The organism is Gluconacetobacter dulcium (genome assembly GCF_014174165.1).
Lineage (GTDB): Bacteria > Pseudomonadota > Alphaproteobacteria > Acetobacterales > Acetobacteraceae > Gluconacetobacter > Gluconacetobacter dulcium.
Genome location: NZ_JABEQN010000002.1, coordinates 55,726 through 79,959, shown reverse-complemented (window position 1 = coordinate 79,959; position 24,234 = coordinate 55,726). Strand labels below are relative to the sequence as shown.

Genomic DNA, 24,234 nt, shown 5'->3' with positions numbered 1-24,234 from the left:
TTGCCAATCGTTACGGGTTCCAGCACATGCGGATTGTCCATGCCCTGAAGAAGAAGGCCACCCGCCGGCGCCGATCAGACCGGGAAACACCCCCCACCCTGCCCGACGTCATCGAGGCGATCCGCACCCGCGCGGCGCAGGGCCATGTGGCGGAACAGGTACGCTGGGGCGATATCCTGCTCGACAGCATCTATGTGCCGCGCGACCCGGCCCAGGCACGGCAATGGTACGAAATCGCGGCCTCGGCCGACTACGCGCCCGCCCATAACATGCTGGGGCGCTGCCATCATTTCGGCTGGGGCGGCCCGCCCGACCTCCCGGCCGCCGCCGCCAGCTACAAAAAGGCCGCCGATCTCGGCGATCTCTGGGGCTGCTACAATCTGGGCATCATGACCATGCGCGGCATCGGCATGCCGGCCGACCTGCGCCGCGCGCTGGAGCTGTTCCGCAGCGCCGCCGAGCGCGGCCACGCCAAGTCGATGAACCTGGTCGCCCGCTTCACCGAGGAAGGCTGGCACACCGAACGCGATCCCGCGTTGGCCCTCCAATGGTATCGCCGCTCGGCCGAAGGCGGCGATTATCGCGGACAGCATAATTACGCCACGGCCCTGCTGGCGATGGGCGACCGCGCCCAGGCGCTCGAGTGGTGGTGGCGCGCGGTGGGCGATGCAACCTCGGACGTGCTGCTGGCCATGGCGCGCACCCTCCACACACTCGGCCCGGACGGCGACCCCGCCCTGCTGCAACAGGTGCACGACCGGCTCGATACCCTGGGCATCCCGCACCCCGTACCGGCCTGATCCCGCACAGGCCGGCCACCCTACCCCTGCCGCAGACGCGCCAGCACCCGCGTCGCGGCCACGGGCAGGCCCCGCTGCTCCACCCGGCCCCCACTGACCGGCCGCCCCGCCCCGGTCGTCCCAGGGAAAGAGAGCGGCAGCCCCCGCACGGCCCGCGCGGCGAGAAACCCGAAGCACTGGGCCTCCAGCGCATCGCCATCCCACCCCACCGCCTCGACCGGCGCCACGGCGGCCCCCAACGTCTCCCGCAATCCGTCCATCAGCACCGGGTTATGGCGCCCCCCACCGCACACCAGCCAGCGACACGGCTGAAACGGCAGCGGCAGACTGGCCACGGCCCGCACGGTAAAGGCGGCCAGCGTCGCCGCCCCATCGGCGGGCGAAAGCAGCGCCAGCAGATCCATCGCCCGATGAAACGCCAGCCGATCCAACGATTTCGGCGCCGGCCGGGCAAAGAACGGGTCGCCCATCAGGCGCGCCAGCACGGCAGCATCGACCCGCCCCGCCCGCGCCAGCGCGCCGTCACGGTCACAGGGTACGCCGGTATGCCGCATGGCCCAGTCATCGAGCAGCGCATTGCCCGGCCCCACATCGCAGGCCAGCAACGCCCCATCCGCCCCGATCAGCGAGACATTCGCCACCCCGCCGATATTCAACACGGCCAGCGGGCGCGCCATCCCCCGCACGAGCGCCTGATGAAAGACCGGCACCAGCGGCGCCCCCTCGCCTCCCGCCGCGAGATCGGCGCTGCGGAAATCATGCACGACCGGCACCCCGGTTTCCAACGCCAGCAGGCCGGCATCACCGATCTGCCAGCTTCGTCGCTCCGCCGGACGATGCAGGATCGTCTGACCATGAAAGCCGATCAGCTCGGCCGGCCAGTCCAGCGCGCGCACGGCCGCGACATGCAGCAGCGTCAGATCCCGCTCGACGGCCAGCAGTTCCGGGTCATCCCCCGGCAGGCTCAGGCTCCCCGCACGATCGAGAATGGCACGGGTCCGCGCGCGCAACTCGGGCGGGAAAGGAATGGTCACCGTCGGCCCGGCCGCGCCGACCGCAACGCCGTCCGTCTCGATCCCGGCGGCATCCACCCCATCCAGCGACGTGCCGCTCATCAGACCGATCACACGGACCATAGGCCCCACCCCCTGCGCAACAGCGGCAAGCCTATCCCACCCAGCCATATTCCGGAACCGGGCCACCACCATCAGAGATAGCGCAGGCGAACCTCGTTGATGGCGTGCGACCGCGCCTTGCGCATGATCAGCCGCGCGCGTTCGCGCGTCGGCAGAATATTGGCTTCCAGATTGGGCAGGTTGATCCGGTTCCAGATCCGCCCCGCCACCTGCCCGGCCTCGGCGGGCGAAAGGTCGGCATAATGATGGAAATAGGATGTCGGCTTGCGGAACGCGGTGCGCTGCAACAGCAGAAACCGCTCCACGTACCACGATTCGATATCGCTGGTGGTCGCATCCAGATAAATCGAAAAATCGAAATAATCCGACGCCACCATCGACCGGTCGGTACCGGTCTGCAACACGTTCAGCCCCTCGAAGATCAGGATATCCGGCCGGTCCACCGTCTGGAACCGGTCAGGCACGATGTCATAGGCTTCATGCGAATACAGCGGCACTTCCTGCAACCGCTCGCCCGCCTTCACGGCGGCGAGGAAGGCGATCATCCGCCGCAGGTCGTAGCTCTCCGGAAAGCCCTTGCGCTGCATCAGGCTCCGCTCTTCCAGAACCCGCGTCGGCAGCAGAAACCCGTCCGTCGTCACCAGATCGACGCGCGGATGGTCCGGCCAGCGCGACAGCACGGCCTGAAGCAGCCGGGCAAAGGTGCTCTTGCCCACCCCCACGCTGCCGGCAATCCCGATGATGAACGGCACCGAAATGCGCGGACAGCCCAGAAACGCACTCTCCACCATGCTGTTCAGGCCGCGCGAGGCCATCACATACAGGTTCAGCAGGCGTGACAGGGGCAGATAGACCTCGGCGATATCCGCCATCGACACGGGCTCGTTGCGGCCGCGCAGCGCCGCGATATCCTCTTCCGACAGCGAAAGCGGCACATTGGCCCGCAACGCCGCCCACTCCGCGCGCGAAAAATTCAGATACGGAAGCGGCGGATCGCCATCACGCGACACCGACCCCCAGGGGGGCATACGGAGCATCATGGATCTATATCCGCGCCGGACAGATGCCGCCGGGTCTCGTGCCAACAACCGTCATGAATCCGCTTCCCCCGGATGGGCCATCATTCCGGCCTCATTCAGCGCGGCGTAACACCAACGGTTGGGGCGATCCAGTGGACCGCACGCCCCCACCCGGCCGATCCGGCCAAAAAACGCTGAAAACCGCCATATTCCGCCACGCTCATGACAGAGACGTGACCCACGGCCGCCAAACTAACGCCCGCTCGTCGTCTGCCCACGGTTACGGGCGCCATAACTCACCTGCGTGTCGGGGATAACGTAATGGCCGCCCTCTTCCTTCTCGCCGTCATCGCCGGCGGCATTGGAATCGAACCCGGACGCGATCATCTGCATGCCCCAGGCATCGGGAAGCGGCTGGTAGTCGGGCTGCCGCCCCGCCGGCGCGGCAGACATGGGCTGCGACCCGTCCGCGTTCTGCCTGCCATCGGCCGATGCCGTCTTCTTGGCATAGCCCGGCCGTTCCTGCCCGCTGAACAGGGTCAGCGGCGGCACATCGATCGACTCTCCATCCGGCCGCTTGAACCCGCAGGCCGTCAGACCGGCCAGCAGAGCCAGCAAGGCAAGGCCGCGCGGCCCCGCCTGCCGGCTTATCGCCCCGCGCCGGTCACTCGGCGTCGGCAACATCCTGTTCACCGGGGGACACCAGCATCGCCTCGGCCACCACGCCCGCCTGCTCGCGCACGCGCCGCTCGATATCCGCCGCCATCTCAGGGTGCTCGCGCAGGAACTGCTTGGAATTTTCCCGTCCCTGGCCGATCCGCTGACTGTCATACGAGAACCAGGCTCCCGATTTCTCGACAATGCCCGCCTTGACGCCCAGGTCGATCAATTCGCCCATCTTGCTGATCCCCTCGCCATACACGATGTCGAATTCGACCTGCCGGAACGGGGGGGCCATCTTGTTCTTCACCACCTTGACGCGGGTCTGGTTGCCCACGACCTCGTCCTTGTCCTTGATCTGCCCGATCCGGCGGATATCCAGGCGCACCGAGGCATAGAATTTCAGCGCGTTGCCACCCGTCGTCGTCTCCGGGCTGCCGAACATGACGCCGATCTTCAACCGGATCTGGTTGAGGAAGATCATCATGGTGTTGGAGCGGGAAACCGTCCCGGTCAGCTTGCGCAGCGCCTGGCTCATCAGCCGCGCGTGCAGGCCCACATGGCTGTCGCCCATGTCGCCTTCCAGTTCCGCGCGCGGCACCAGGGCGGCAACGCTGTCCACCACCAGCACGTCGATGGCGCCCGAGCGCACCAGCGTGTCGGCGATTTCCAGCGCCTGCTCGCCGGCATCCGGCTGGCTGATCAGCAGATTATCGACATCCACCCCCAGCTTGCGGGCATAGCCGGGGTCCAGCGCGTGCTCGGCGTCGATAAAGGCGCAGACGCCGCCCTTCTTCTGGGCTTCGGCGATCGCATGCAGCGCCAGCGTCGTCTTGCCCGAGCTTTCAGGCCCATAGATCTCGACGATACGGCCACGCGGCAACCCGCCGATCCCCAGCGCGATATCCAGCCCGAGCGAGCCGGTGGACACCACATCCACCGCCTCGTTGGCGCGCTGGCCAAGCCGCATCACCGATCCCTTGCCGAACGCGCGTTCGATCTGGCTCAGCGCGCCTTCCAGCGCCTTGCTCTTGTCAATGCCCGGTGCCTGCGCCATCGCCCTCAATCCCGTTCCGATATCATGAAAACCCCGGGTTCTCCCCGCCATACCCCGGCGGTCCCGCTCAGACAAAACTAGAACAAAACATGATCATCCACAAGCGGCACACCCACGCGGCCGATCCGTCAGTCCGACCCCACCGACAGGCCGGCCGACCGCGCATCGGTGCCGCCGGCGCAGCTTCCCTCGCCGCCCGGCAGGCCCGCCGGGCAGGAAATGGCATTGATCCGCCCATCGGCCGTCACCGGCCGCGCCCCCGGCTTCTCGCCGCCCAGAACCTGCTTCATTTCGGCGGCAACCGCGTCGGCGGCATCGTTCTGCCCCGATCCCGTCACGGCAGCCCGGAACCGGTTGCCCTCGCTGGCGATGGCGGCCGTCAGCAACGGCGGCGGCAGGCGCTTCGGCGAAGCGCCCATCACAATGCCCGTGCCACCGGCGACCCGGCCGATACCGAACAGATTATCCATCGTCAGACTGCACGCCACGGCCCCGCCATGCCGATCGACCACGGCAAACGAGGTCGAGGCCGGCAGATGCGGCAGGCTTCCCCCATTGGGGACGGCGCCGGAATCGACCACCGCCTGCGCCCGCGCCACCAGTTCGGCACCCGACTGCACCCCGGCCGCCTGGGCGCGCCACGCAGCCACCGCCGACTGGCCAACCCGGTCGCTCGCGCCTCCCGCATTCAGGGCACGGAACGCCACCGCACTGCCCAGCCCGCCATCGGCGGGCGGCGGCAGGAAGCCGACCGTCACCTGTCCCGCACGCACAGTCAGCGGATCGGTCTCCGTCGGCACGGCGGCGCGCAGGTCCGCCACGGTCAGGCCACCGCCCGCCCCCTGGCTTCCGGCGACGAACGAGCGCGCCAGCGCCCCGTTATACAGGTCGCCCACCCCCATGCTCCTGATCTGTTCCAGCACGCCGGTCAGGCGCTGCTGCACCAGGGTGTCGCCCTCCGCCAGCACCTTGCCGTCGCCCCGGCTGAAGATCGCCCGCGCGCCCGGATCGGCCAGCAGCGGCCGCTGCACGGCCGCGAGGTCGGTCGCCAGCGCCCGGCTGACCGAGATGCCGCCGCGCGCCAGTTCCAGCGCCGGGGTCAGGGTTTCGCCAAACTCCACGCTGCCATAGCGCAGGTGCATCAGATACAGCCCGCGCGCCAGCGTCGGCACCGCCGCCGGGCGGTCGACCGGCGCGCCACCCGGCTCCGGCGCCGTCGATCCCGCGACCGGCAGGAACAGGAACGCCCGCCCGCCGCCGGAATCGCCGGGCCGCCACGCCAGACAGGCCCCGCCCCCGCCCAGCGAGGCCCGAGACGGCAGCGTCACCGCCAGCGTCATCCCCAGCGCCGCCGCGGCGTCAGCCGCATTGCCGCCCCGCGCCAGAACATCGCGCGCCACCATGGCCGATTGCGGCTCGTCCGAGACGACATTGCCGATATAGCCGGTCAGATAGGTCGGCCCTTTCGGGCTGTCGGAGCCACTGCCGAACAGGACCTGGCTGGCGGTCCTCACGGGGTCGTTGAATGTCTTGACCGAACATCCGCCAAGCGCCGTCGCCAGGACCGTAGACAGCAGCAAGGCCCCGCAACGACGCAACGGGTGGTTCAGGGGACGTTCACGCACGCACAGATTCTCCATTGCCGCCGTCATGCCCCGGCACGAAAAGCCCGGACTATCCGGAATTAGCGGTCTTCTGGAGCATCGGCAACTCGCCATCTCCCCGCCGCCCTTCCGCACCCCCCCATTCTGCTCTACAGACACCCTCCAACACCGCCCGATACGAAACCCGAGCGCCGGAGGCCGCCCTTGTCATTTTTCTCGTCCCGCAGCCTCCCCGGACTGCGCACGGCCCTTGGACTGCACACGGCCCTTCCGGCCGGCATCGGCCTCATGCTGGCCCTGTCCGCGCCCGCCTCCGCCCGCGCCGACGACAGCTTCACCCCCGCCCAGCGCAAGGAAATCGTCGCCATCGTCCGCGACGCGCTGAAGACGGACCCCTCGATCCTCTCCGACGCGATCACCGCCCTGCGCGCGGGCGCCGAGGCGCAGGAGCAGACCCGCACCCGCGACGCGCTGCTCGCCCACCGCGCCGCCCTGACCACACCCGCGCCGACCGACGCGATTCTCGGCGCGCCCGATGCCCGGACCACGGTGGTCGAATTCTACGATCCCCGCTGCCCCTACTGCCGCAAGGTCCTGCCCGACCTCGACCGTCTGGTGCATGACGATCCCAATGTCCGCATCCTGGAAAAGGTGATTCCGGTGCTGGGTCCGGCCAGCGTGCTGACGGCGCAGGCCATCGCCGCCGCCGCGCTGCAAGGCGGTCACGACGCCTATTTCCGCATGCAGCGCGCCGTCATGACCGACACGACGAAGCCCGACACCGCCCGCATCCGCCTGCTGGCGAAACAGGCCGGGCTCGACGCGGACCGCCTGGTGGCCGACATGGCCGGCCCCGCCGTCGCCGCCACCCTGCGCGCCAATGCGGAACTGGCCGAGGCCATCCACCTGGAAGGCACGCCCACCTTCGTCTTCGACGCCCGCTACGTCATCCCCGGCGCCGTCGATTACGACGGCCTGAAGGCCGCGATCGACAAGACCCGGCGCAACTGACCGCCCGCCCTCCACCCCTGCCGGCTTCCTGCCGGCAGGGCCGCGCCATCCCCCGCTACCCGCCGTTCGCGCCAACCCGCGCGATCACGCTCTCGACCATGGCCGCGCGCCGGCGATCGATCGTCCAGATATGGTCGGGATGCAGAACGTCCCAGTCGAACGCCTGACCATTGGTGGGCAACGGCAGGGTATCGAGATGGACCAGCCGCCCGCCCGCCTCCGGCAGCGCCAGAACATAGAGTTCCATCCGGTCGTGACCGGTCACATAAAGCCGGCCATCCGCTCCCCATCGCCCGCCTGACGAACTGAAATGGCCGAACCGCTCCAGCACATCCTGCGGAAACAGCCACGCTTCCTGGCGGACGAACCGCGAATCCATCCGCACCAGAACGGTCGATCGATGGTCGCGCGGCGCCTCACCGCCCTCGCCGTCATAATTGGCGAAACAGGCCCACCAGCTTCCTCCGTGCCAATCGATCCAGGTCAGCGACCCCAGACCTGGCCCGAAACTGTGCGACCGCACATGCCGCAACGTACGCGCATCGAACCACTCGACGGAACTGGTCATCGGCGTGTTCGGATAGTTCGACATCGCGCAGACCAGTTCGCCCCCCATCACCTGGCAACTGTTGATATGGATATAAAGGGCAGGATCACCCTCCCACGATCCGACGCGCTGCCCCGTCGCACGGCTATATCGACCGATGCGCCGGTTCTGCACGGCGTAGAGAAAGGCGGCATCGTTGGCGACACCCTGCGTCGCCTCCGGCGCCGGCACCACCCGAACGATTTCAGGCGCCTGGACGATAGGCACCGGGGCGACAGGCTCCGCCGCGACAGCCCCCGTCGCAGTCGCCACCGTCCCCAGGGCCACGGCCAAGGCCCAGCATGTTTTCCGCAACACCCTGTCTATCCTCACATCTTCGGCTGAAACCGCACGCCGAACCAGAGGCTCCGCCCCGCCGGATGCATATCCTGGATCAGGTTCGCGCTCGGCCCCATCCGGGTCTGATACCCTTCATTGGTCAGGTTCTGCACCTGACCCGTCACGGAGATCCATTTATTGATCCGATAGCTCAACTGCATGTCGAGCTGCGCGCGCGGCTGCATCCACATATCGAGCCAGTTCGCCGAACCGGACGTATAATAAAGATATTTTCCAGTCATGTTGTAGGCGAAGCGCGCTTCGAAATTCCGGTCCGAATACAGCAGCGACGCATTGTAGATATGGTTCGGCTGGTTCGCCAACCCGCCCATCCGCCGCTGCGATCCGTCGCTCATCTGCTCCTCGAACCAGCCTTGCAGAAAGGTCGCATTGAACGAAACACCGAAATTCTTCAGCACCCCCGGCAGAAACCCGAACTTCTCCCGCACCAGTTGCAGTTCCAGCCCGCGCAATCCGGCACCCGAGGCATTGAGCGGCTGCGAAATAATGGCCTGTTCGGTAATCCCGTTCATCGTGGCCGTGCCAAGCGTGCTGCGGGTATAGATCGCATCATGGATATCCTTGTAGAACAGGCCGAGCGACAGCATGGTGTCGCGCCCCGGATACCATTCGTAGGCCAGATCGTAATTCCATGAATGCAAGGGCTTCAGGTTCGAATTCCCCTGGGAAATCGAATAGGTGCCATTGCTTTCCGAGGTCGTGGTGGCCCCGCCGATCTGGTTGTAGTTCGGCCGCCCCATGGATTCCGTAAAATCAGCCCGGATCTTCATGCGCGGAGTAATCGTGAACGTCGTCAGCACCGAAGGCAGCATGTAATCATACTGCGCCGTGCGGGTCTGCGGCAGATATTGCGTCGTCCCCCCCGATGTCACGGCATTGATGTTGGAGACGTTCGTAAACGTATGATCCCAGCGAAAACCGCCATGAATCGCAAACCAGCTATTCTGCCATCCGGTCTGGAAATACAGCGCCGTAATCGATTCCATCAGGTGATAATACGCTTCCTTGTTGGTCGGGGTCTCGTCCAGCTTGCGAAACAATTCCGGATGATTGTCCAGCACGGCATGCGCCTTGGCCGGATCGACATAGTAATATGTCAGTCCCGGCGCCGAGAATACCGAACCGGTCCGGGGGGTGATGTAATTCTGTAGGCTTCCGATCTCCTGCGGGGCATTTCCCGCCATCGGCGCCCAGTCATTGTATGTTTCGGTATGCTGGACATTGGTCATGGTCTGCGTGGCCCCAGCACCCAGCCAGAACCCGCGCCCCAGATCCCAGTGCCAGTCACCGCGCAGAAAGCGCAGCTTCGTCTGCAAGGAATATTGATAATCCCTGAAATAGCGCGGCCCGTAATTGTTCAGATCGTTCGCCGCCGCCAGGTCATTGAAATAAATCGAAGGCACGCCACCCGTCACGGTATAATTGTACCCATAGGGCGCGGAATAGCTCGTCTTGTCTTCAGAATTACCGGTATTGCTGTATTTCATGCCGGTATTCCACTTGAACATCCAGTTCGACAGATGGTCCTTGGCTTCCGAGTCCGCCGCCACGAGGTCAAGCTTCATATGGTTCGTGATGTCATAATGAAGATTGCCATTCACGAAGAACGTCTGATGCGTTTCCGGCTGCACGGAGTCGCCAAACTGATACTGCCCCAGCGTCAACGCGCCGGTATCGGGCGTCGCTCCGGCAATCCAATGACCTGACGGCATCGAAAGCGCCTCATTGCGCGTTTCCTGATCGACAGCGTGAAAATAGCCGCCGGACAACGCCATGGACAGGCGCGAGGTCGGCCTCCACTGCAATTTCCCGTTCAGGCTGTAGCGTTTGTAGGCATCGTCGAACGCATAATCCTGCACACGCACCGGCACGGCGGCCGCGCCGGGGGCATGGGCGGCGGCGTCGGTATTGACAGGATTGCCCGAGGCCGCACCCGAAGCCCCGTAATACGCCCATCCATCGCCCGACGAATCCCCCGGCAGAATGGCATGTGCCGCCGAGTTGAGTTCCTGATAACTCCCGGCCAGGACCAGGCCGAATTCGCGATTCTTGCCGAACACGCGGGTAACGGTTCCATCCACGCGCCAGTTCTCGCGACGCGGCTCCACGACGGTGCCAGACTGGTTGTTCCAGCCGCCAAGCAACTGCACGTCGGCGGAATTTCCGTATTCATAAGCACTTTTCGAGAGCATATGGACCTGCCCACCTAGCCCCTGCGGATCGTTGTAGGCATCGATGGTCTTGAGAACCTGCAATTCGCCGACCAGGGAAGACGGAACCAGATCCAGCCGCATGCCGCGCTGCGGTGACGTGACATTGTCCGCCGATGCCAGTTGGGCGCCATCCAGCGTGATCAGATTATAGGAATTATCCAACCCGCGAATGGTCACGTTCTCCATCTGGTTGTCGGAGCGGCCGTCATTCTGGCTCGGCAGGACCGAAATACCCACCATCCGCCGCGCCGCCTCGACAATCGTCAGGTCGGGCGCCGAGCGGATCTGCTGGGCGCTCAACGTATCGAAGATCTGGTCGCTCGTCCGCTTGGTCAGCGTATTGTCATGGACCGCCGAAACGACGATCCGCTCGCCATCGGGTTTCACCGGCTCCACACCACGCGTCGCCCCCAGTATCAGAACGGAATCATGCCGCGACTGCACGACAAGCCCGGTGCCCGCCAGAAGATGCGCCAGCGCCTGCTCGGCGCTCATCACCCCATGGACGGCATGGGCCTGTATCGTCCGGGCCGTTTTATCACGCAGCATGACCTGCATGTCCGCCTGCCGCCCGAAGATAACGGCGGCACGGGAGACGGGCATGGCGTCGATATCGAACCGGCGCGCCTGGGCACGGGCAGAGGCGAGCGAAAGGCCGAGCGTCAGTCCGGTAGTCGTCAGAAGAATTGCAGCGAAACGCGCATGCGGGAACGATGAATGCGACACGGTTTTTCATATCCATCAATGATACGTTCCCCTACTCGATCCCGCAGAGCGCAAAACCCTCCTCTCAAAACCCCCTTATTTTTATTAAGCTTTTCTGACAGAAAATCTTCAGCCTCCAAAAGGCGGCAAGTCCGTGTCAGCGCAGTTCCAGCCCCCGCCCGGACAACACCAGCCTGACATGAAACATGCGGCAAAGACTGCGGGCGAAGGTCTCGGGCTCGGTCGCGAAAAAATCCCGTCAATCCGCTGACGCGACAGCGCCGCGCTGGAAGAGAAGATTTTTCTATCGTTATAGAAATTGATCCGTCTGATCGCCTCGCCGACCGGCGTGGCCCGCAATTCCAGCCGCCCGTGGCTCCAGGCAGAGACGTAATCCAGGTCATCCGCGCTCAGGCTTCCCTCCTCCCACATGCCGGAGGGAGACAGCCGGACCCATTGCGCCCGGCGCAGCCTGCGCACGGGCTGCCCGGCACCACCCCGCAGCCGGGCGTCTCCATCCAGCAACAGCACGCTTTCCCCGTCGGCGTCCCAGCGCATCACGAGCGATGCCGCCACGGTGTCCAGTTCCACCCTCCCGGCCCGCACCGAGATCGGCCCCTGCCGCCAGTCCACCCTGACACGCCCGGCCAGAAGATCGGCATGGATCCGATCACCGCGCTGAAGACAAAGAAACTGCGAGGTCCGATCGAGGCGAAAATCCCCGCCGGCCAGTCGAACAGGCTTCGGCAATTCCGAACCGGAGCGAAAAAATCGCACCGGCTCATACGCTTCGGCCGGCCCGACCGTCGCGCCCAGCGTCGCGCCGACCAGCAGCGAAGCCGCAACCGATCCCACCATCCGGCGCCGCCCCACGAAACCGGGCGGAACAGGGTCCTCCGCCGGCACCGTCCCCTCGGGAACCCGAAAAGCCGCAACGCGATCGGCCGAACGCCACAGCGCCTTCGCCCGCAGGAAGGCCCCCCGATGCCGGCTGTCCGCAGTCAGCCAGGCATCCAGTTCCCGAGCGGCCTCGGGCGCAAGCGCGCCCCGATCCAGCCGCACGATCCAGGCGAATGCCGCTTCATCGACCGGATGCGCGCATGTCTCACCATGTTCCGGTATCGCGTCGTCGTGTCGCGCGAACATCCCCGCCATCAGCAGGCCGTTCGCCGGAGCCAGGCTCCCTGAACATGCCATTGAGCGCACGCAATGCCCTGGCCAATTGTTTTTCGACCACGCTTTCCGACACACCCATGCGCTGCGCGACCTCGCGCTGCGATAATCCGTCGAGTTTTCTGTGCAGGAGAATGTGGCGACAACGCTGCGGTAGCTCCTCGATGAACGTGTAGAGACGGGCAAGCTCCTGCCGGGCGCCGAGCGCCCGCTCGGCATCCGCCCCGTCATCCACGATGCTTTGCGCGTCGAAATCCGTCAGCGCCGTGATGGAAATAATGCGTGAGCGCCGATAGTGGCGCAGCACCACGCTGCGGGCGACCGTAAACAGGTAGGCGCGCGGATTGCGGATACCGGCGATATCGGCCGTAATCATCGCCGCGTAGCTGTCCTGGACGATATCGTCGATATCGATATCCCGAAACCGGCGCAGCCATGTCCGCAAGGCGGCTTCATGCGGCAGAACCTGACTGGCGACCCAGGAGATTCGCTCGTCATCCGAAGGCAGCATCCCGGTCCCCGCACGAAGGAATCCATACTCCCCGTCCCGGCGGCCCGATCCCGGACGCCCAGGAAACAGCACGGAAACTGTGGAAAGGTGTTGGCGGAAACTAGAACAAAGTTCGCAAGAGCAATGTTGAAATTATGATGACAATCGAATCTGGCGGAAGGAAGAATAATTCGGCACCTGACCAGGGACGCACACAGGCGGCAATCCGTCCCGCATCCTCGATCAGGCTCCTGACAGACCTTTCAAGACCGGTCATAAACGGCGCGGGCCGCCTCGATCGCCGCCCCCGCCGGCGGCACATACCCCTCGGCACGCAGCACGGCATCCAGCGCGCCGAGCGTGATCAGCACCTTGTGCCGCATCGCGTTGTAGCCCATCGCCCCGATCCGCCAGATTTTCCCCGCCAGAGGCCCGAACGCGGTGCCGATCTCGATCTCGAACTCCCCACGCATCCGCGCCCGCACCCGCTCGCCATCCACGCAATCGGGAATATACACCCCCGTCACGTTGGTCATGCGGCAGGCATCCTGCCCATACAGCGTCAGCCCCATCGCCCGCAGCCCGGCACTCATCGCCGCGCCCGCCGCCCGATGCCGCGCGAAACGCGCCTCCAGCCCTTCTTCCACCATCACCCGCGCCGCCTCGCGCGCCGCATACAGCATGCTGGTCGCCTCGGTATGGTGGTTCAGCCGCTTCTCCGACCAGTATTCCATAATCATCGCCAGATCGAAGTAATTCGACCGGATCAGCGCCCCCGGCCCCTCGTCCAGGTCCGCGCCGCGTATCCCCGCCTCGACATGCCGCCGCTTCATGATATGCGCCGCCGCCCGGTCGGAAATCGTGATCGGCGAAGACCCAGGCGGCCCACCCATGCATTTCTGCAAGCCGCCCGTCACCACATCCACGCCCCACGCATCCGTCGCCACCGCCATGCCGCCCAGCGTCGCCGTGGCATCGACATAGGACAGCACGCCATGCCGTCGGCACAGCGCGCCCACCCCGTCCAGCGGCTGGGCCATCGTCGTCGAGGTATCGCCATGGATCGCCGCGAACACCTGCGGCCGATGCGCCACGATCGCCGCCTCGATCTGCTCCAGCGTCGCCACCTCACCCCAGGGAATATCCAGCGTGCGGATCTCCGCTCCGATCCGCTGCCCGATCTCCGACAGCAGCAGCCCGAACCGCCCGGCCTGCACCACCAGCAGCCGCGCCCCCGGCTCAACCAGCGACACCAGCGCCGCCTCGATCCCCGCCCGCGCCGTGCCGTCCACCAGCAACGTCCACCGGTTCTCCGTCATAAACACGCGGCGATACAGCGCCATCGTCTCGTTCATATACCCCGTCATCTCCGGGTCGAACTGCCCCAGCATGTCCGCCGACATCGCACGCAATACGCGCGGATGCACATTCACCGGGCCAGGCCCCATCAGCAGCCGATGCGGCGGGTCAATCTGTCCGAACACCCTGGCTCTCCTTTTCCCTCGGCCCAATCCCGGCCTCTCGCCGCTCATGCACACGGCAAGAAACAATCCGAATCCCGTACAATCTTGTATACAAGACTACCCGAAACACAATCGGAATCGCCCGTCAGCTTACGTGCCCGATCCCTGCAACGCGGCTTTCAGATGGTCCAGCCGGCTCGCCGCGCTGCGATAATTCAGCGCCTTTTCGACATGCCGGAGATGGACATCCATCAGGCGCGCGGCCTCGGTGGAGTTCCCCTTTTCCAGCGCGTCGATAATCCCGCCATGCTCGCCGCAGGATTCGTGCGCGTCGTGTGACGACTGATACAGGGCGGCAATCAGCACCGTGCGCGTCGTCAGGTCCTGCAACAGCGATGCCAGGACCGGATTGCCTAGCGTCTCGGCCAGGCAGACGTGAAAATGCCCCAGAAGATAACTGCGCTCCGCCCGGTCGCCGCTGGCAATCGCTTTCTGCTCAGCCCGCACATGGTCGCGCAATGCCCTGATCATCCCCGGACTGGCCCGGTCCAGCGTCACCAGCATACCCACTTCCAACGCCCGCCGCGCATCAATGGTATGCCGCGCCTCCTCGACGGAAGGCTCGATGACGAACCAGCCCCGCCGCGCGGAAACCTCCACGATCCCCCGCGCCTGAAGGCGCATCATCGCCTCGCGCACCAGCGTGCGCGACACGCCGAAAATCTCCGACAGCTCCTTCTCGCCCAGACGTTCGCCCGGCGCGATACGCCCGGAGAGCGCCGCATGGATAATGCGATCCTCGATCAGGTGCGGGTTCTTGTGTGCATCTTTTTCGGCTTCATCTCGCATACAAGGAAGTATGCGCAGACCGATGCGGTTCGGCAATCGCCATCATGCCGGAGCACGACAGACAGCCTCCGCCACGCGCCACCCAACGGAGATTATTTTTTATTCAATTGCCCATCGAAATGAACAATGCATGGGCATAAAAACAATGCCCCATCAATGCCCAGCCAAAAAGACGTTTTTTAAATCATTAAAATCAACATATTAAGTCATTTTGTAAATTTTTTGTCACATTCAAATTCCCGCGCATTTTTCGAAAGCGTTTCGTTCCGGATTGTTTTAAATCTTGTATGCAACATCGCTTCTAAAAAATCCTTCGATTTGTAGACCAGACTAAAAGACAATTTCATATGTGAAATTATAAACCCCACGCCATCTCCAGCCACCAGGCTCCATCGCCCAACCAGCAGGGCCAGACCAGACAAGGAAGTCAGACATGCTCCTCCCGTGCCGCGCCGCGCTTTCATTCCGGAAGCAGGCCATCATGACCAGTGTCCTGGCAGGCGTCATCCTGCCGCTGCCGGCCCTGGCCGACACGAGCGGACAGACCCCGCCCGCCACCGCGCCGACGCGCGCCAAGCCCCCCGCATCGACCGAAGCCGTCATGGTGTCCGCACGCCGGGGCGCGAGCGGCGCCGGCCAGCACAATGCCCATTCGGAAACACTGATTTCCCGTCAGGAACTGGCCAACCGCAATATCCGCGTCATGACCGACATCCAGCGCGTGGCACCCAACCTCACCATCCAGCCGTCCTTCGGCTCGGGCGCCCTCAACTTCACCCTGCGCGGCGTCGGCCTCATGGATTTCACGCAGAACAACACGCCATCGACCATGCCGTATCTCGACGGCGTGGCGCTGCCGGTCTCGATCATGACGACGGGCATGATGTTCGACCTCGACGACATCTCCATCGCCGCCGGTCCCTCGGGCTACACCCACGGCCAGGCCACCACGGGCGGCGAAATCGACTTCCATACCGCCGATCCCACGCACCAGTTCCACGCCGGCATCACCGAAGACATCGCCAGCTACGGCCGCAACCGCGTCGAAGGCTACGTCTCCGGCCCAATCTCCCGCTCCGTGTCGTTCCGCATCGCCGGCCAGTCCATGACCGGCGGCGGCTACCAGCACAACGCGGCTGGTCAGGGTTTCGGCAACGCCAATCTGGGCGCCCTGCGCGCCAAGCTGAAATGGGATATCGACGACACGTCGAACCTGGTCATCGGCGGCCACTGGACGACGGACCAGTCGGAATACGCCTCCGGCCACAATCTCTACAATTCCTACCATGTTCCGGTCACGCAGGACCTCTACCAGACCGAATGGGGCCTGGACCCGCGTTTCGCCAAGATCATCGGCATCGACGGCAGCAACACCAAGCCGCGCGAGGACAACATCTTCTGGGGCGCGAACGTGCGCTATACGAAGAATTTCTCGTGGGGCCGCCTGTCGACCATCAGCGCCTACGAGATGGCGGACGAGCACGAACTGACCAACCAGACGGATTCGATCCTGTCCTACGGCAACATGTTCCGCAACAACCAGACGAACGTGTTCTCGCAGGAAGTCAAACTGGAATCGATCGATCCCAATGCCCGCTTCCATTGGGAAACCGGCATGTATTACAGCCGCTCGCGCATGGCGCAGAATTTCTGGTACGATTCATCCGACCGCCCCGGCACCACCCCGCTGAACGAAACCCGCTACCGGCAGAACCAGCAGAATTTCAATCAGTACGTGCAGCTTTCCTACCGCATCCTGCCCAAACTGCGCCTGATCGGCGCGATCCTGCATGAATCCGACGACCGGCAGATGCTCAACGTCACCAGCACGAACTACAACCTCGACACAGGCGCCACCGAGGGCAAAACCAATTTCGGCAGCAGCGGCGCATTGAGCAACCAGTTCGGCGGCCGTGTCGGCGCGCAATACCAGTTCACGCGCAACATCATGGGCTATGTCATGTTCAGCCGCGGCTTCAAGCCGGGCGGCTTCTCGGCCAACATCACGCAGCAGGCCGCCCAGCTCCGGCCCTTCAAGCCCGAACAGATCCTGACCTATGAAGGCGGGTTCAAGACCATGCTGTTCGACCGCCGCCTGCGCCTCAATGCCGCCGGGTTCTATTACGACTACCGCGACCAGCAGATTCTGGGCACGGTCCTGGTCCCGCCCTACGGCGTACTGGGCGGCTACGTCAACGCCCCGCGCTCCTACATCTACGGCGCGGAGTTCGACGCCGAGGCCCACCCGTTCCACGGCATGGTCCTGACGCAGAATTTCGGCTACCAGAACGGCGTCTACACCCAGTTCCAGAGCCTCAACCGCTCGGCCACCACGGCCAATTTCGCCGCCACCGGCGTCTGGCAGGCCATCAACACCAATTACGACAACGTCAATATGGGCCTGGCCAACCTCACCCTGTCGGGTGCCGCCACCTACACATGGAATGTCTTCCGCGACTACCGGATGACGTTCGACGTCGATTATTCCTATCGCGGCCGCCAGACCCAACCGCAATATATCGGCCAGACCGGCATCTATCGTTCGCCGGCCTATTTCCTGGTCAACTCGTTCCTGACCTTCGCGGCACCGAAGCAGCATTGGTCGGTCACCGTCTACGGCCAGAACCTTGCCGACCGCCGCTACTGGCTGTCGGCCGGCACCCAGGCCACTTTCTACGGCGTCATCCCCGGCATGCCGCGCTTCGTCGGCGCACGCATCAACTACACCTACTAAGCCGCCCCGAAACGCCCTCCCGTCACCAGCAAGGACCCCACCGGATGAGCGAGACGACCCTCCCCGCGACACATGCCGCACCCACCGCGCACCCCGGCATGTTCCTCCAAGTCGTCATCGCCACCCTGCTCGGCCTGGCACTGGGTGTCTTCGCGCCGGGACTCGCCGCGCAGACACGCTGGGCCAGCGACCTGTTCCTCCACCTGATCGTCATGGCGGTGGGGCCATTGCTGTTCTGCATCGTGGTCACCGGCATCGTCGGCGCCGGCTCCCTGCGCACGGTGGGGCGCCTGGGCGCCAAGGCGCTGCTCTATTTCGAGGCGATGACCACACTGGTCCTCCTCGTCGCGGTCGGCATCGCGATGCTTCTCCAACCCGGTCGCGGCATCGTCTTCACCCCCACGGCCGACGACACCCGCGTCATCTCGTCCTACGCCCACAACGCCCACGTCATGCACGAAGGCGGCATCACGGAATTTCTGCTGGGCCTGATCCCCCACACGCCCGCCGACGCCTTCGCGCAGGGCAACGTGCTCCAGATCCTCTTCTTCGCCATCCTGTTCGGCTGCTGCCTCAGCCAGATCGGCGAAGCCGGCGCACCGATCGTCCGCCTGATCGACGCCCTGTCGGCCCTGTTCTCGCGCATGATGCGCTTCATCATCGCGCTGGCGCCGCTCGGCGTCTTCGGCGCCATGGCCACCACCACCGCGCGCTACGGCCTGGGCGCGATCGGGCACCTCGCCGCCTTCGTGGTCCTGTATTTCGCGGTCATCACCCTGTTCATTCTCTGCGGACTCGGCCTCTGCCTGCGCCTGTCAGGCGTCAGCCCGATCCGGTTTTTCCGGTATTTCCGCACCGAATTCGCCATCACCTTCGCCACCACGGCGTCCGACGCCGTACTGCCCAGCATCATGGCCAAGCTGGAACAGCTCGGCGTCGACCGCCAGGTCGTCGGGCTGGTGGTCCCGGCCGGCTATTCCTTCAATCTCGACGCCCTGTCGATCTATCTGGGCCTCGCCGTCATCTTCCTCGCCCAGGCCACCGGCACGGTCCTGAGCGCGTGGCAGATCATAATCATGCTCGCAACGGCCTTGGTCACCTCCAAAGGCGCCCACGGCGTCCCCGGCATCGCCATCGTGGTGCTCGCCGCCACCCTGTCCGCCATTCCCTCGATCCCCGTCGCCAGCCTGGTGATGCTCCTGGCGGTGGACTGGTTCATCGGCATCGCCCGCGCGGTCGGCAACCTGGCCGGCAATTGCGTGGCGCCGGTGGTGATCGGCGCCTGGGAAGGCAAGCTGGACCGCAAACGCGCCGCCGAAATCCTGAGCCGGGCATGACCGACACCATCCTGATGGATGCCGAAACACTGGCATCCCGCGTCACCGCCGCCTTACTGGCCGCCGGCGCCTCGCCCGACTCCACTGCCGCCACGACCGAGGCGCTGATGCACGCCTCGCGAACCGGCATCGACAGCCACGGGGTCCGACTGGCCGCGCATTACGCCGCCATGCTACGCGCCGGCCGACTGAACCGCACACCGCACCTGACGATCCGCCGCACCGCCCCGGCCACCGCCATGCTGGATGCCGATGACGGACTGGGCCATTACGCCTGCGCCCGCGCCATGGATCTGGCCGTCGAAATCGCGACGGAAACCGGCGTCGGCGCAGTCGGCATCGTCCGCTCGTCGCATTGCGGGGCCGCCGGCGCCTACGCCCTGAAGGCAGCAGAAGCCGGAATGATCGGCCTCGTCACCAGCAATTCCGACGCCAACGTCACGCTTTTCGGCGGCACCCTGCCCTTCCACGGCACCAACCCGATCGCCATGGCCGCCCCCGTCACCGGCCAGCCACCCTGGCTGCTCGACATCGCAACCTCGTCGATCCCCTTCAACCGAGTCCGGCTCTACCGGTCACTGAACCGCCCCCTTCCCACCGGGGTAGCGGCCGACTCACAGGGCCATGAAACCACCAATCCCCACGCAGCACACATGCTGCTGCCGCTCGGCGGCCCGGATTACGGCTTCAAGGGCGCGGCACTGGCCGGCATGGTCACGATCCTCTCGGCCGTCCTGACCGGCGCCACGACCGACGCGGACATGATTCCGATGACGGAGACCGACGACCGGACGACGCCCCGCAATGTCGGACAGTTCTGTCTTGCGATCGACCCGGCACGCTTCGTCGGCCGCACGGCCTACGACCGGGCAATCACCAGCTACCTGGACCAGCTTCGTACCGTCCCGCCCACCGAGGCCGATCACCCCGTCATGGCACCGGGCGACCGCGAATGGCAGACCGCCCGCCACCGCGCCACGCACGGCATTCCGATAGACCCCGATACACGGCGCTTCCTCGGCCTCTGACCCGCCAGGGCTAGAACCGGGAAAGAACGATCAGGCCGCCGCTTCCTCGTGGCGGGCATTGATCCGCAGCAGAGTCCCGAGCGCCGAGACCATCTCGTCCATCATCTCGTCCGTATGGTGCGGCCCCGGCGTCAGCCGCAACCGCTCGGTCCCGCGCGGAACGGTGGGATAATTGATCGGCGTGGCATAGAGCCCGAAATCCGCCAGCAGGCGCCGGCTGATCTCGTTGCAACGATCGGCATCCCCCACCGGGATCGGCACGATATGGCTCGGCGTGGACATGAACGGAATGCCAGCAGCGGTCAGCTTGGCACGGAAGGTCGCCACGCGCTCGAACATCTTCTCACGGCGCCAGCCCTCGCGCCGCACCATGCGCACGCTGGTCAGCGCGGCCGCCACCACCGACGGCGGCAACGCGGTGGTGAAGATAAAGCCCGACGCGGCGCAGCGCAGATAATCGATCAACTCCGCCGACCCGGTCACGTAGCCGCCATGGACGCCGAACCCCTTGGCCAGCGTGCCCTCGATGATATCCACCTGATCGGCCACGCCATCACGCTCGGCCACGCCGCCACCCTGCGAGCCGTAAAGCCCCACGGCATGCACCTCGTCCAGATAGGTGATCGCGCCATATTTGCGCGCCAGCGCACAGGTGGCACCGATATCCGAGACATCCCCATCCATCGAATACACGCTCTCGAACGCCACCAGCTTGGGCGCATCCTTGGGCGCGGCGGCCAGCTTGGCCTCCAGATCCGCCAGATCGTTATGTTCGTAGATAACGCAGGTCGCCCCCCGCGCGCCCTTGATGCCAGCGATCATCGAGGCATGATTCTGCCGGTCGGAAAAACAGATCCACCCCGGCATGCTGGTCAGGATCGTCTGCAGGCTGGCCTGGTTCGACACATAACCGGAGACGAACAGCAGCCCGGCCTCCTTGCCATGCAGGTCGGCCAGTTCGGCCTCCAACGCGGCATGCAGCGGACTGGTGCCGGCGATGTTGCGGGTGCCGCCGGCTCCGGCCCCATGCTCGCGGATCGCGGCGATCGCGGCTTCGGCCACCGCTGGCTCCACGCCCATGCCCAGATAATCGTTGGCCGACCACACCACCACCTCGCGCCCCACGGGCGGCTCGGCGGCAGGGGTCGTCACATGGTCATAGACGGGATAACGGTCCGCCTGGCGCGCCAGCGGCGTAAAGCGGCGATATCGTCCCTGTTCGCGGATACCGTCGAGAGATTCCCGGCAGAAACGGTAGAAAGGATGCCGATCCGCGTCGATACTGGGCACTCTGTCATTCTCCTGCGACGCCGCTGCGGGCTCACAGGCCCGCACGGCCGTCATCACCAAGGTCGATCCGCCGATATGGCCGCGGATCACGATCCCATTTTATCGCACATACACCCGGACAGCGCCGGTGGTCATCGACGAATCCGACATGGCGGCCATTTCCACCTGTTCCGGCCTTGCGCCGGCGGCAACGATCGCCGCCGCCACATCCCGGCCATAGGTGGCCGTGGCCTGACGCATGGCCAGGGCCTCCTGCTCCGGCGTCGAACCGGCAGGGACCATGATCCTTACCGTGAACAGCACGTTCGGCTTGCGCGCCAGTGCCCGCGTCACGGCCCCTTGCAACGCCGGGCGCCACTCACCCTCGGGCGTACCGGCACGGATATCCACCAGCGGCGGCACCGGGCGCGGCGCGGGCGGCGCGGGCGGATAATGCGGCACAGGCGGCCGGCTGGCACGCGGATCGAAGGTCCGCTGATCCACAAGGTGGCAGCCGGCAAGCCCGGTCACGCACAGGGCGGACACGGCCATCAGGGTCGAAACGGAATGAAGACGATGCAGCATGGGCCGCCACGGTTACAGCATCCACGATACGGAGCAAGAGTGTTGCCACCGACAAGCCCCCCGGATCGCATCGCGCTTGCGAAGCCTCCTGCACGATCCTATAGCCGACAACGACAGTTTCGCCGCCAGCCGGCCCGAACGGCCGGCCTTCAGGACGCCTTGCCCCATGCTCCGCGCGCAGACCCACACCGCCCAAGAGCTGGACGCGCCGCCCGCCGACGCCCCGGCCGAACCGGCGACGCGCGAGACGATTCATGCCCTGCGCGATGCAGTCCGCACATTCATCGGTGCCCGTCTGGACGACCCTGCCGAAGCGGCGCAGGCCGGGGCAATGGCCGTGCCCGCCTGCATATTATGGAACCAGTTCCTGCGCTTCGACCCCGCCAGCCCCGACTGGCCCGACCGCGACCGGTTCGTCGTCTCGTCCACCCGGCACCGGCCGCTGCTGGATGCCCTGATGCGCCTGGCCGGCCAGACGGTCGCGCCCGACCCCGCGCCGGTCGAATACGGCGCCCACCCGGCGGTGGAAATGGCTTTCGGCCCCAGCGGCCAGGGGCTGGGCGCCGCCATCGGCATGGCGCTGGCCGAGCGGCAGCTCGCGGCCCGTTTCGGCCGCTCGATCGTCAATCACCGCATCTGGGCCTTGTCCTGCGGCACCGAACTGGCCACCGGCGTGGCGATGGAGGCCGCCTCCCTGGCAGCCCGGATGCGGCTCGACCGCCTTACCGTCTTGTTCGAAATCGCTCCCCATGAGGAAGATGAGGCCGAAGACACCCTCGCCCGCTACGCCGCGACCGGATGGATGGTCCGCAAGGTCGCCGCAGACGACCACGACGCCGTGCAGGCCGCCCTTTCAGCGGCGATCCGCTCGCGCAAGCCCTCGGTCCTCGCCTGCTCCGCTCCCCCCCGTTCCACGCCGACCGGCCCCGCCGCCGGGCCGGCACCCGATCTTTCAACGCTGCTGTGGGCCCGTGCGGCCCGCCGTGGCGCATCTGCCCGGCGATCCTGGCTGCGCCGGCTGGTCAAGCACCGGCAGCGCGCGGAATTCGAACGCACGGCCGCCCGCCGCCTCCCCGCCTTCTGGCGCGAGGACTGGCTGCGCGCATGGCACAGTTCCACCCTGCCCGCGATCCTGCCCGATTCCGGCCACGACACCACATTGAGCTACGGGCGTCAGGGGCTGGACATCCTGCGCGATCTGGTGCCGGAAATGCTCTGCCTGTCCTCCCGCCGTGGCCGCGAACGTACCGAGGCGATGCCGGTCGACCAGACGCTGCCCGATTGCGGCACCCTGGTCCACGGACTGGCCGCCCTGCTGAACGGAATCGCGGTGCATGGCGGGCTGGTGCCCTGCGGGGCGATCACCTTCGTCGCCATCGACCGCATGCGCCCCGCGCTGCGTTTCGCGGCAATGATGCGCCAGCAGGTGATCTACCTGCTGACCGACGACGGGCTGGCCCTCAGCGAAGACGGGGCCGGCTGGCTGCCGGTGGAGCAGTTGGCCAGCCTGCGCGCCATGCCCAACGTCCTGGTCTTCCGCCCCGCCGACCGGCGGGAGACGATGGAATGCTGGGAACTGGCGCTGCGCCGGGCCGACGGCCCCAGCCTGATCACCCTGTCGCCGATGGCCACGGATGCCAATGCCCCGCCCGATTTCCGCCAGCGCCGCCCGCACGACGGCAGCGCCCGCGGCGGCTATGTGATGGAGGAGGCACGCGGCCCCCGCCAGGTCACGCTGATCGCCACCGGCAGCGAGATGCTCATCGCCCGTCAGGCCCTGCACCAGTTGGTGCGCGACGGCATCAGCGCGGCCCTGGTCTCGCTCCCCTGCTGGGAACTGTTCGCCCGGCAGGATGCCGCCTACCGCGAACAGGTGCTGGGCAATGCCCCACGCATCGGCATCGAGGCCGCGTCGGGATTCGGGTGGGACCGCTGGCTCGGCCCGCACGGCGCCTTCATCGGCATGGAAGATTTCAGCGAGGCCGCGCCATCGGGCGAACTGTATCGCCGGCTGGGCATTACAGCCGAGAGGATACACGAAACGGCGCTCCGCCTGGTCAGCGAGACGGGACGTGACTTTCAGTCGCCTTCGGGGCAGAAAGCGGATGGCTACCGCGCACGGTCCGCTGCGGGTGGCAACACATAGCCGGGGCCG

At 65.8% G+C, this 24,234-nt stretch carries 20 protein-coding genes; 6 read left to right on the top strand and 14 right to left on the bottom strand.

From position 1 onward, the window contains the following. The first annotated feature begins 26 nt into the window (after window positions 1-26). Window positions 27-800, top strand: coding sequence for a tetratricopeptide repeat protein (locus HLH25_RS02005; protein ID WP_182972484.1), 774 nt, complete (start codon window positions 27-29; stop codon window positions 798-800). Between the two features lie 20 nt (window positions 801-820). On the opposite strand, the gene HLH25_RS02000 is transcribed toward HLH25_RS02005, so the two are convergent. The 5 genes from HLH25_RS02000 to HLH25_RS01980 all read right to left on the bottom strand — a co-directional run bounded on the left by HLH25_RS02000 (window position 821) and on the right by HLH25_RS01980 (window position 6,312). Further along, window positions 821-1,915 carry an anhydro-N-acetylmuramic acid kinase gene (locus tag HLH25_RS02000; protein ID WP_408869944.1) on the bottom strand — a complete coding sequence of 365 codons (1,095 nt, stop codon included), beginning with the start codon at window positions 1,913-1,915 and terminating at the stop codon, window positions 821-823. A 92-nt stretch (window positions 1,916-2,007) separates the two neighbouring features. Beyond that, window positions 2,008-2,976, bottom strand: a complete 969-nt coding sequence (coaA, locus tag HLH25_RS01995; RefSeq protein ID WP_182972482.1) for a type I pantothenate kinase — start codon at window positions 2,974-2,976, stop codon at window positions 2,008-2,010. Window positions 2,977-3,207: 231 nt separating this feature from the next. Beyond that, window positions 3,208-3,639 carry a hypothetical protein gene (locus HLH25_RS01990; protein WP_246401008.1) on the bottom strand — a complete coding sequence of 144 codons (432 nt, stop codon included), beginning with the start codon at window positions 3,637-3,639 and terminating at the stop codon, window positions 3,208-3,210. Next, a complete protein-coding gene (recA, locus tag HLH25_RS01985) occupies window positions 3,620-4,672 on the bottom strand; it encodes a recombinase RecA (protein WP_182972481.1) in 1,053 nt (350 codons plus the stop codon). The genes HLH25_RS01990 and recA overlap by 20 nt, the downstream gene beginning before the upstream one ends. Before the next feature lie 128 nt (window positions 4,673-4,800). Then, window positions 4,801-6,312: a gamma-glutamyltransferase gene (locus tag HLH25_RS01980; protein ID WP_182972480.1), complete on the bottom strand. Its 1,512-nt coding sequence runs from the start codon at window positions 6,310-6,312 to the stop codon at window positions 4,801-4,803. Between the two features lie 168 nt (window positions 6,313-6,480). Between HLH25_RS01980 and HLH25_RS01975 the strand changes: the two genes are divergently transcribed. Then, entirely contained in the window at window positions 6,481-7,287 is an 807-nt protein-coding gene (locus HLH25_RS01975; RefSeq protein WP_375288950.1) for a DsbA family protein, read from the top strand. Between the two features lie 55 nt (window positions 7,288-7,342). Here the strand turns inward: HLH25_RS01975 and HLH25_RS01970 are convergent, their stop codons facing one another. From HLH25_RS01970 to HLH25_RS01940, 7 genes are all read right to left on the bottom strand, one after another. After that, complete coding sequence (locus HLH25_RS01970) at window positions 7,343-8,191, bottom strand: hypothetical protein (protein WP_220791646.1); 849 nt, start codon at window positions 8,189-8,191, stop codon at window positions 7,343-7,345. A gap of 11 nt (window positions 8,192-8,202) precedes the next feature. Further along, window positions 8,203-11,172: a TonB-dependent receptor gene (locus tag HLH25_RS01965; RefSeq protein ID WP_182972479.1), complete on the bottom strand. Its 2,970-nt coding sequence runs from the start codon at window positions 11,170-11,172 to the stop codon at window positions 8,203-8,205. A 108-nt stretch (window positions 11,173-11,280) separates the two neighbouring features. After that, window positions 11,281-12,306 (bottom strand): DUF4880 domain-containing protein, encoded by a 1,026-nt coding sequence (locus HLH25_RS01960; RefSeq protein ID WP_182972478.1) that lies wholly within the window; start codon window positions 12,304-12,306, stop codon window positions 11,281-11,283. After that, window positions 12,257-12,835, bottom strand: a complete 579-nt coding sequence (locus tag HLH25_RS01955; RefSeq protein ID WP_182972477.1) for an RNA polymerase sigma factor — start codon at window positions 12,833-12,835, stop codon at window positions 12,257-12,259. Before HLH25_RS01955 ends, HLH25_RS01960 begins: the two co-directional genes overlap by 50 nt. Before the next feature lie 242 nt (window positions 12,836-13,077). After that, window positions 13,078-14,262 (bottom strand): pyridoxal-phosphate-dependent aminotransferase family protein, encoded by a 1,185-nt coding sequence (locus HLH25_RS01950; protein ID WP_246401043.1) that lies wholly within the window; start codon window positions 14,260-14,262, stop codon window positions 13,078-13,080. Between the two features lie 165 nt (window positions 14,263-14,427). Then, a complete protein-coding gene (locus HLH25_RS01945; protein WP_182972475.1) occupies window positions 14,428-15,126 on the bottom strand; it encodes a GntR family transcriptional regulator in 699 nt (232 codons plus the stop codon). Between the two features lie 206 nt (window positions 15,127-15,332). Then, window positions 15,333-15,590, bottom strand: coding sequence for a hypothetical protein (locus tag HLH25_RS01940; RefSeq protein ID WP_182972670.1), 258 nt, complete (start codon window positions 15,588-15,590; stop codon window positions 15,333-15,335). A gap of 17 nt (window positions 15,591-15,607) precedes the next feature. Here HLH25_RS01940 and HLH25_RS01935 point away from each other — a divergent pair, with 17 nt between their 5' ends. The 3 genes from HLH25_RS01935 to HLH25_RS01925 are packed head-to-tail and all read left to right on the top strand — an operon-like array spanning window position 15,608 to window position 20,225. Further along, the gene (locus HLH25_RS01935) at window positions 15,608-17,860 is read left to right on the top strand and encodes a TonB-dependent receptor (protein ID WP_246400999.1); all 2,253 of its coding nucleotides are present in this window, start codon (window positions 15,608-15,610) and stop codon (window positions 17,858-17,860) included. 44 nt (window positions 17,861-17,904) lie between these two features. Beyond that, window positions 17,905-19,197 carry a cation:dicarboxylate symporter family transporter gene (locus HLH25_RS01930; protein WP_182972473.1) on the top strand — a complete coding sequence of 431 codons (1,293 nt, stop codon included), beginning with the start codon at window positions 17,905-17,907 and terminating at the stop codon, window positions 19,195-19,197. Further along, on the top strand, window positions 19,194-20,225 hold the full coding sequence (locus tag HLH25_RS01925) for an Ldh family oxidoreductase (RefSeq protein ID WP_182972472.1): 1,032 nt from the start codon (window positions 19,194-19,196) through the stop codon (window positions 20,223-20,225). The genes HLH25_RS01930 and HLH25_RS01925 overlap by 4 nt, the downstream gene beginning before the upstream one ends. Before the next feature lie 30 nt (window positions 20,226-20,255). Here the strand turns inward: HLH25_RS01925 and hemA are convergent, their stop codons facing one another. Both hemA and HLH25_RS01915 read right to left on the bottom strand, forming a co-directional pair. Then, window positions 20,256-21,569 (bottom strand): 5-aminolevulinate synthase, encoded by a 1,314-nt coding sequence (hemA, locus tag HLH25_RS01920; RefSeq protein ID WP_182972647.1) that lies wholly within the window; start codon window positions 21,567-21,569, stop codon window positions 20,256-20,258. Between the two features lie 45 nt (window positions 21,570-21,614). Next, window positions 21,615-22,079 (bottom strand): hypothetical protein, encoded by a 465-nt coding sequence (locus HLH25_RS01915; protein ID WP_182972471.1) that lies wholly within the window; start codon window positions 22,077-22,079, stop codon window positions 21,615-21,617. A 166-nt stretch (window positions 22,080-22,245) separates the two neighbouring features. Here HLH25_RS01915 and HLH25_RS01910 point away from each other — a divergent pair, with 166 nt between their 5' ends. Then, entirely contained in the window at window positions 22,246-24,225 is a 1,980-nt protein-coding gene (locus tag HLH25_RS01910; RefSeq protein ID WP_182972470.1) for a transketolase-like TK C-terminal-containing protein, read from the top strand. Window positions 24,226-24,234: the final 9 nt, after the last annotated feature.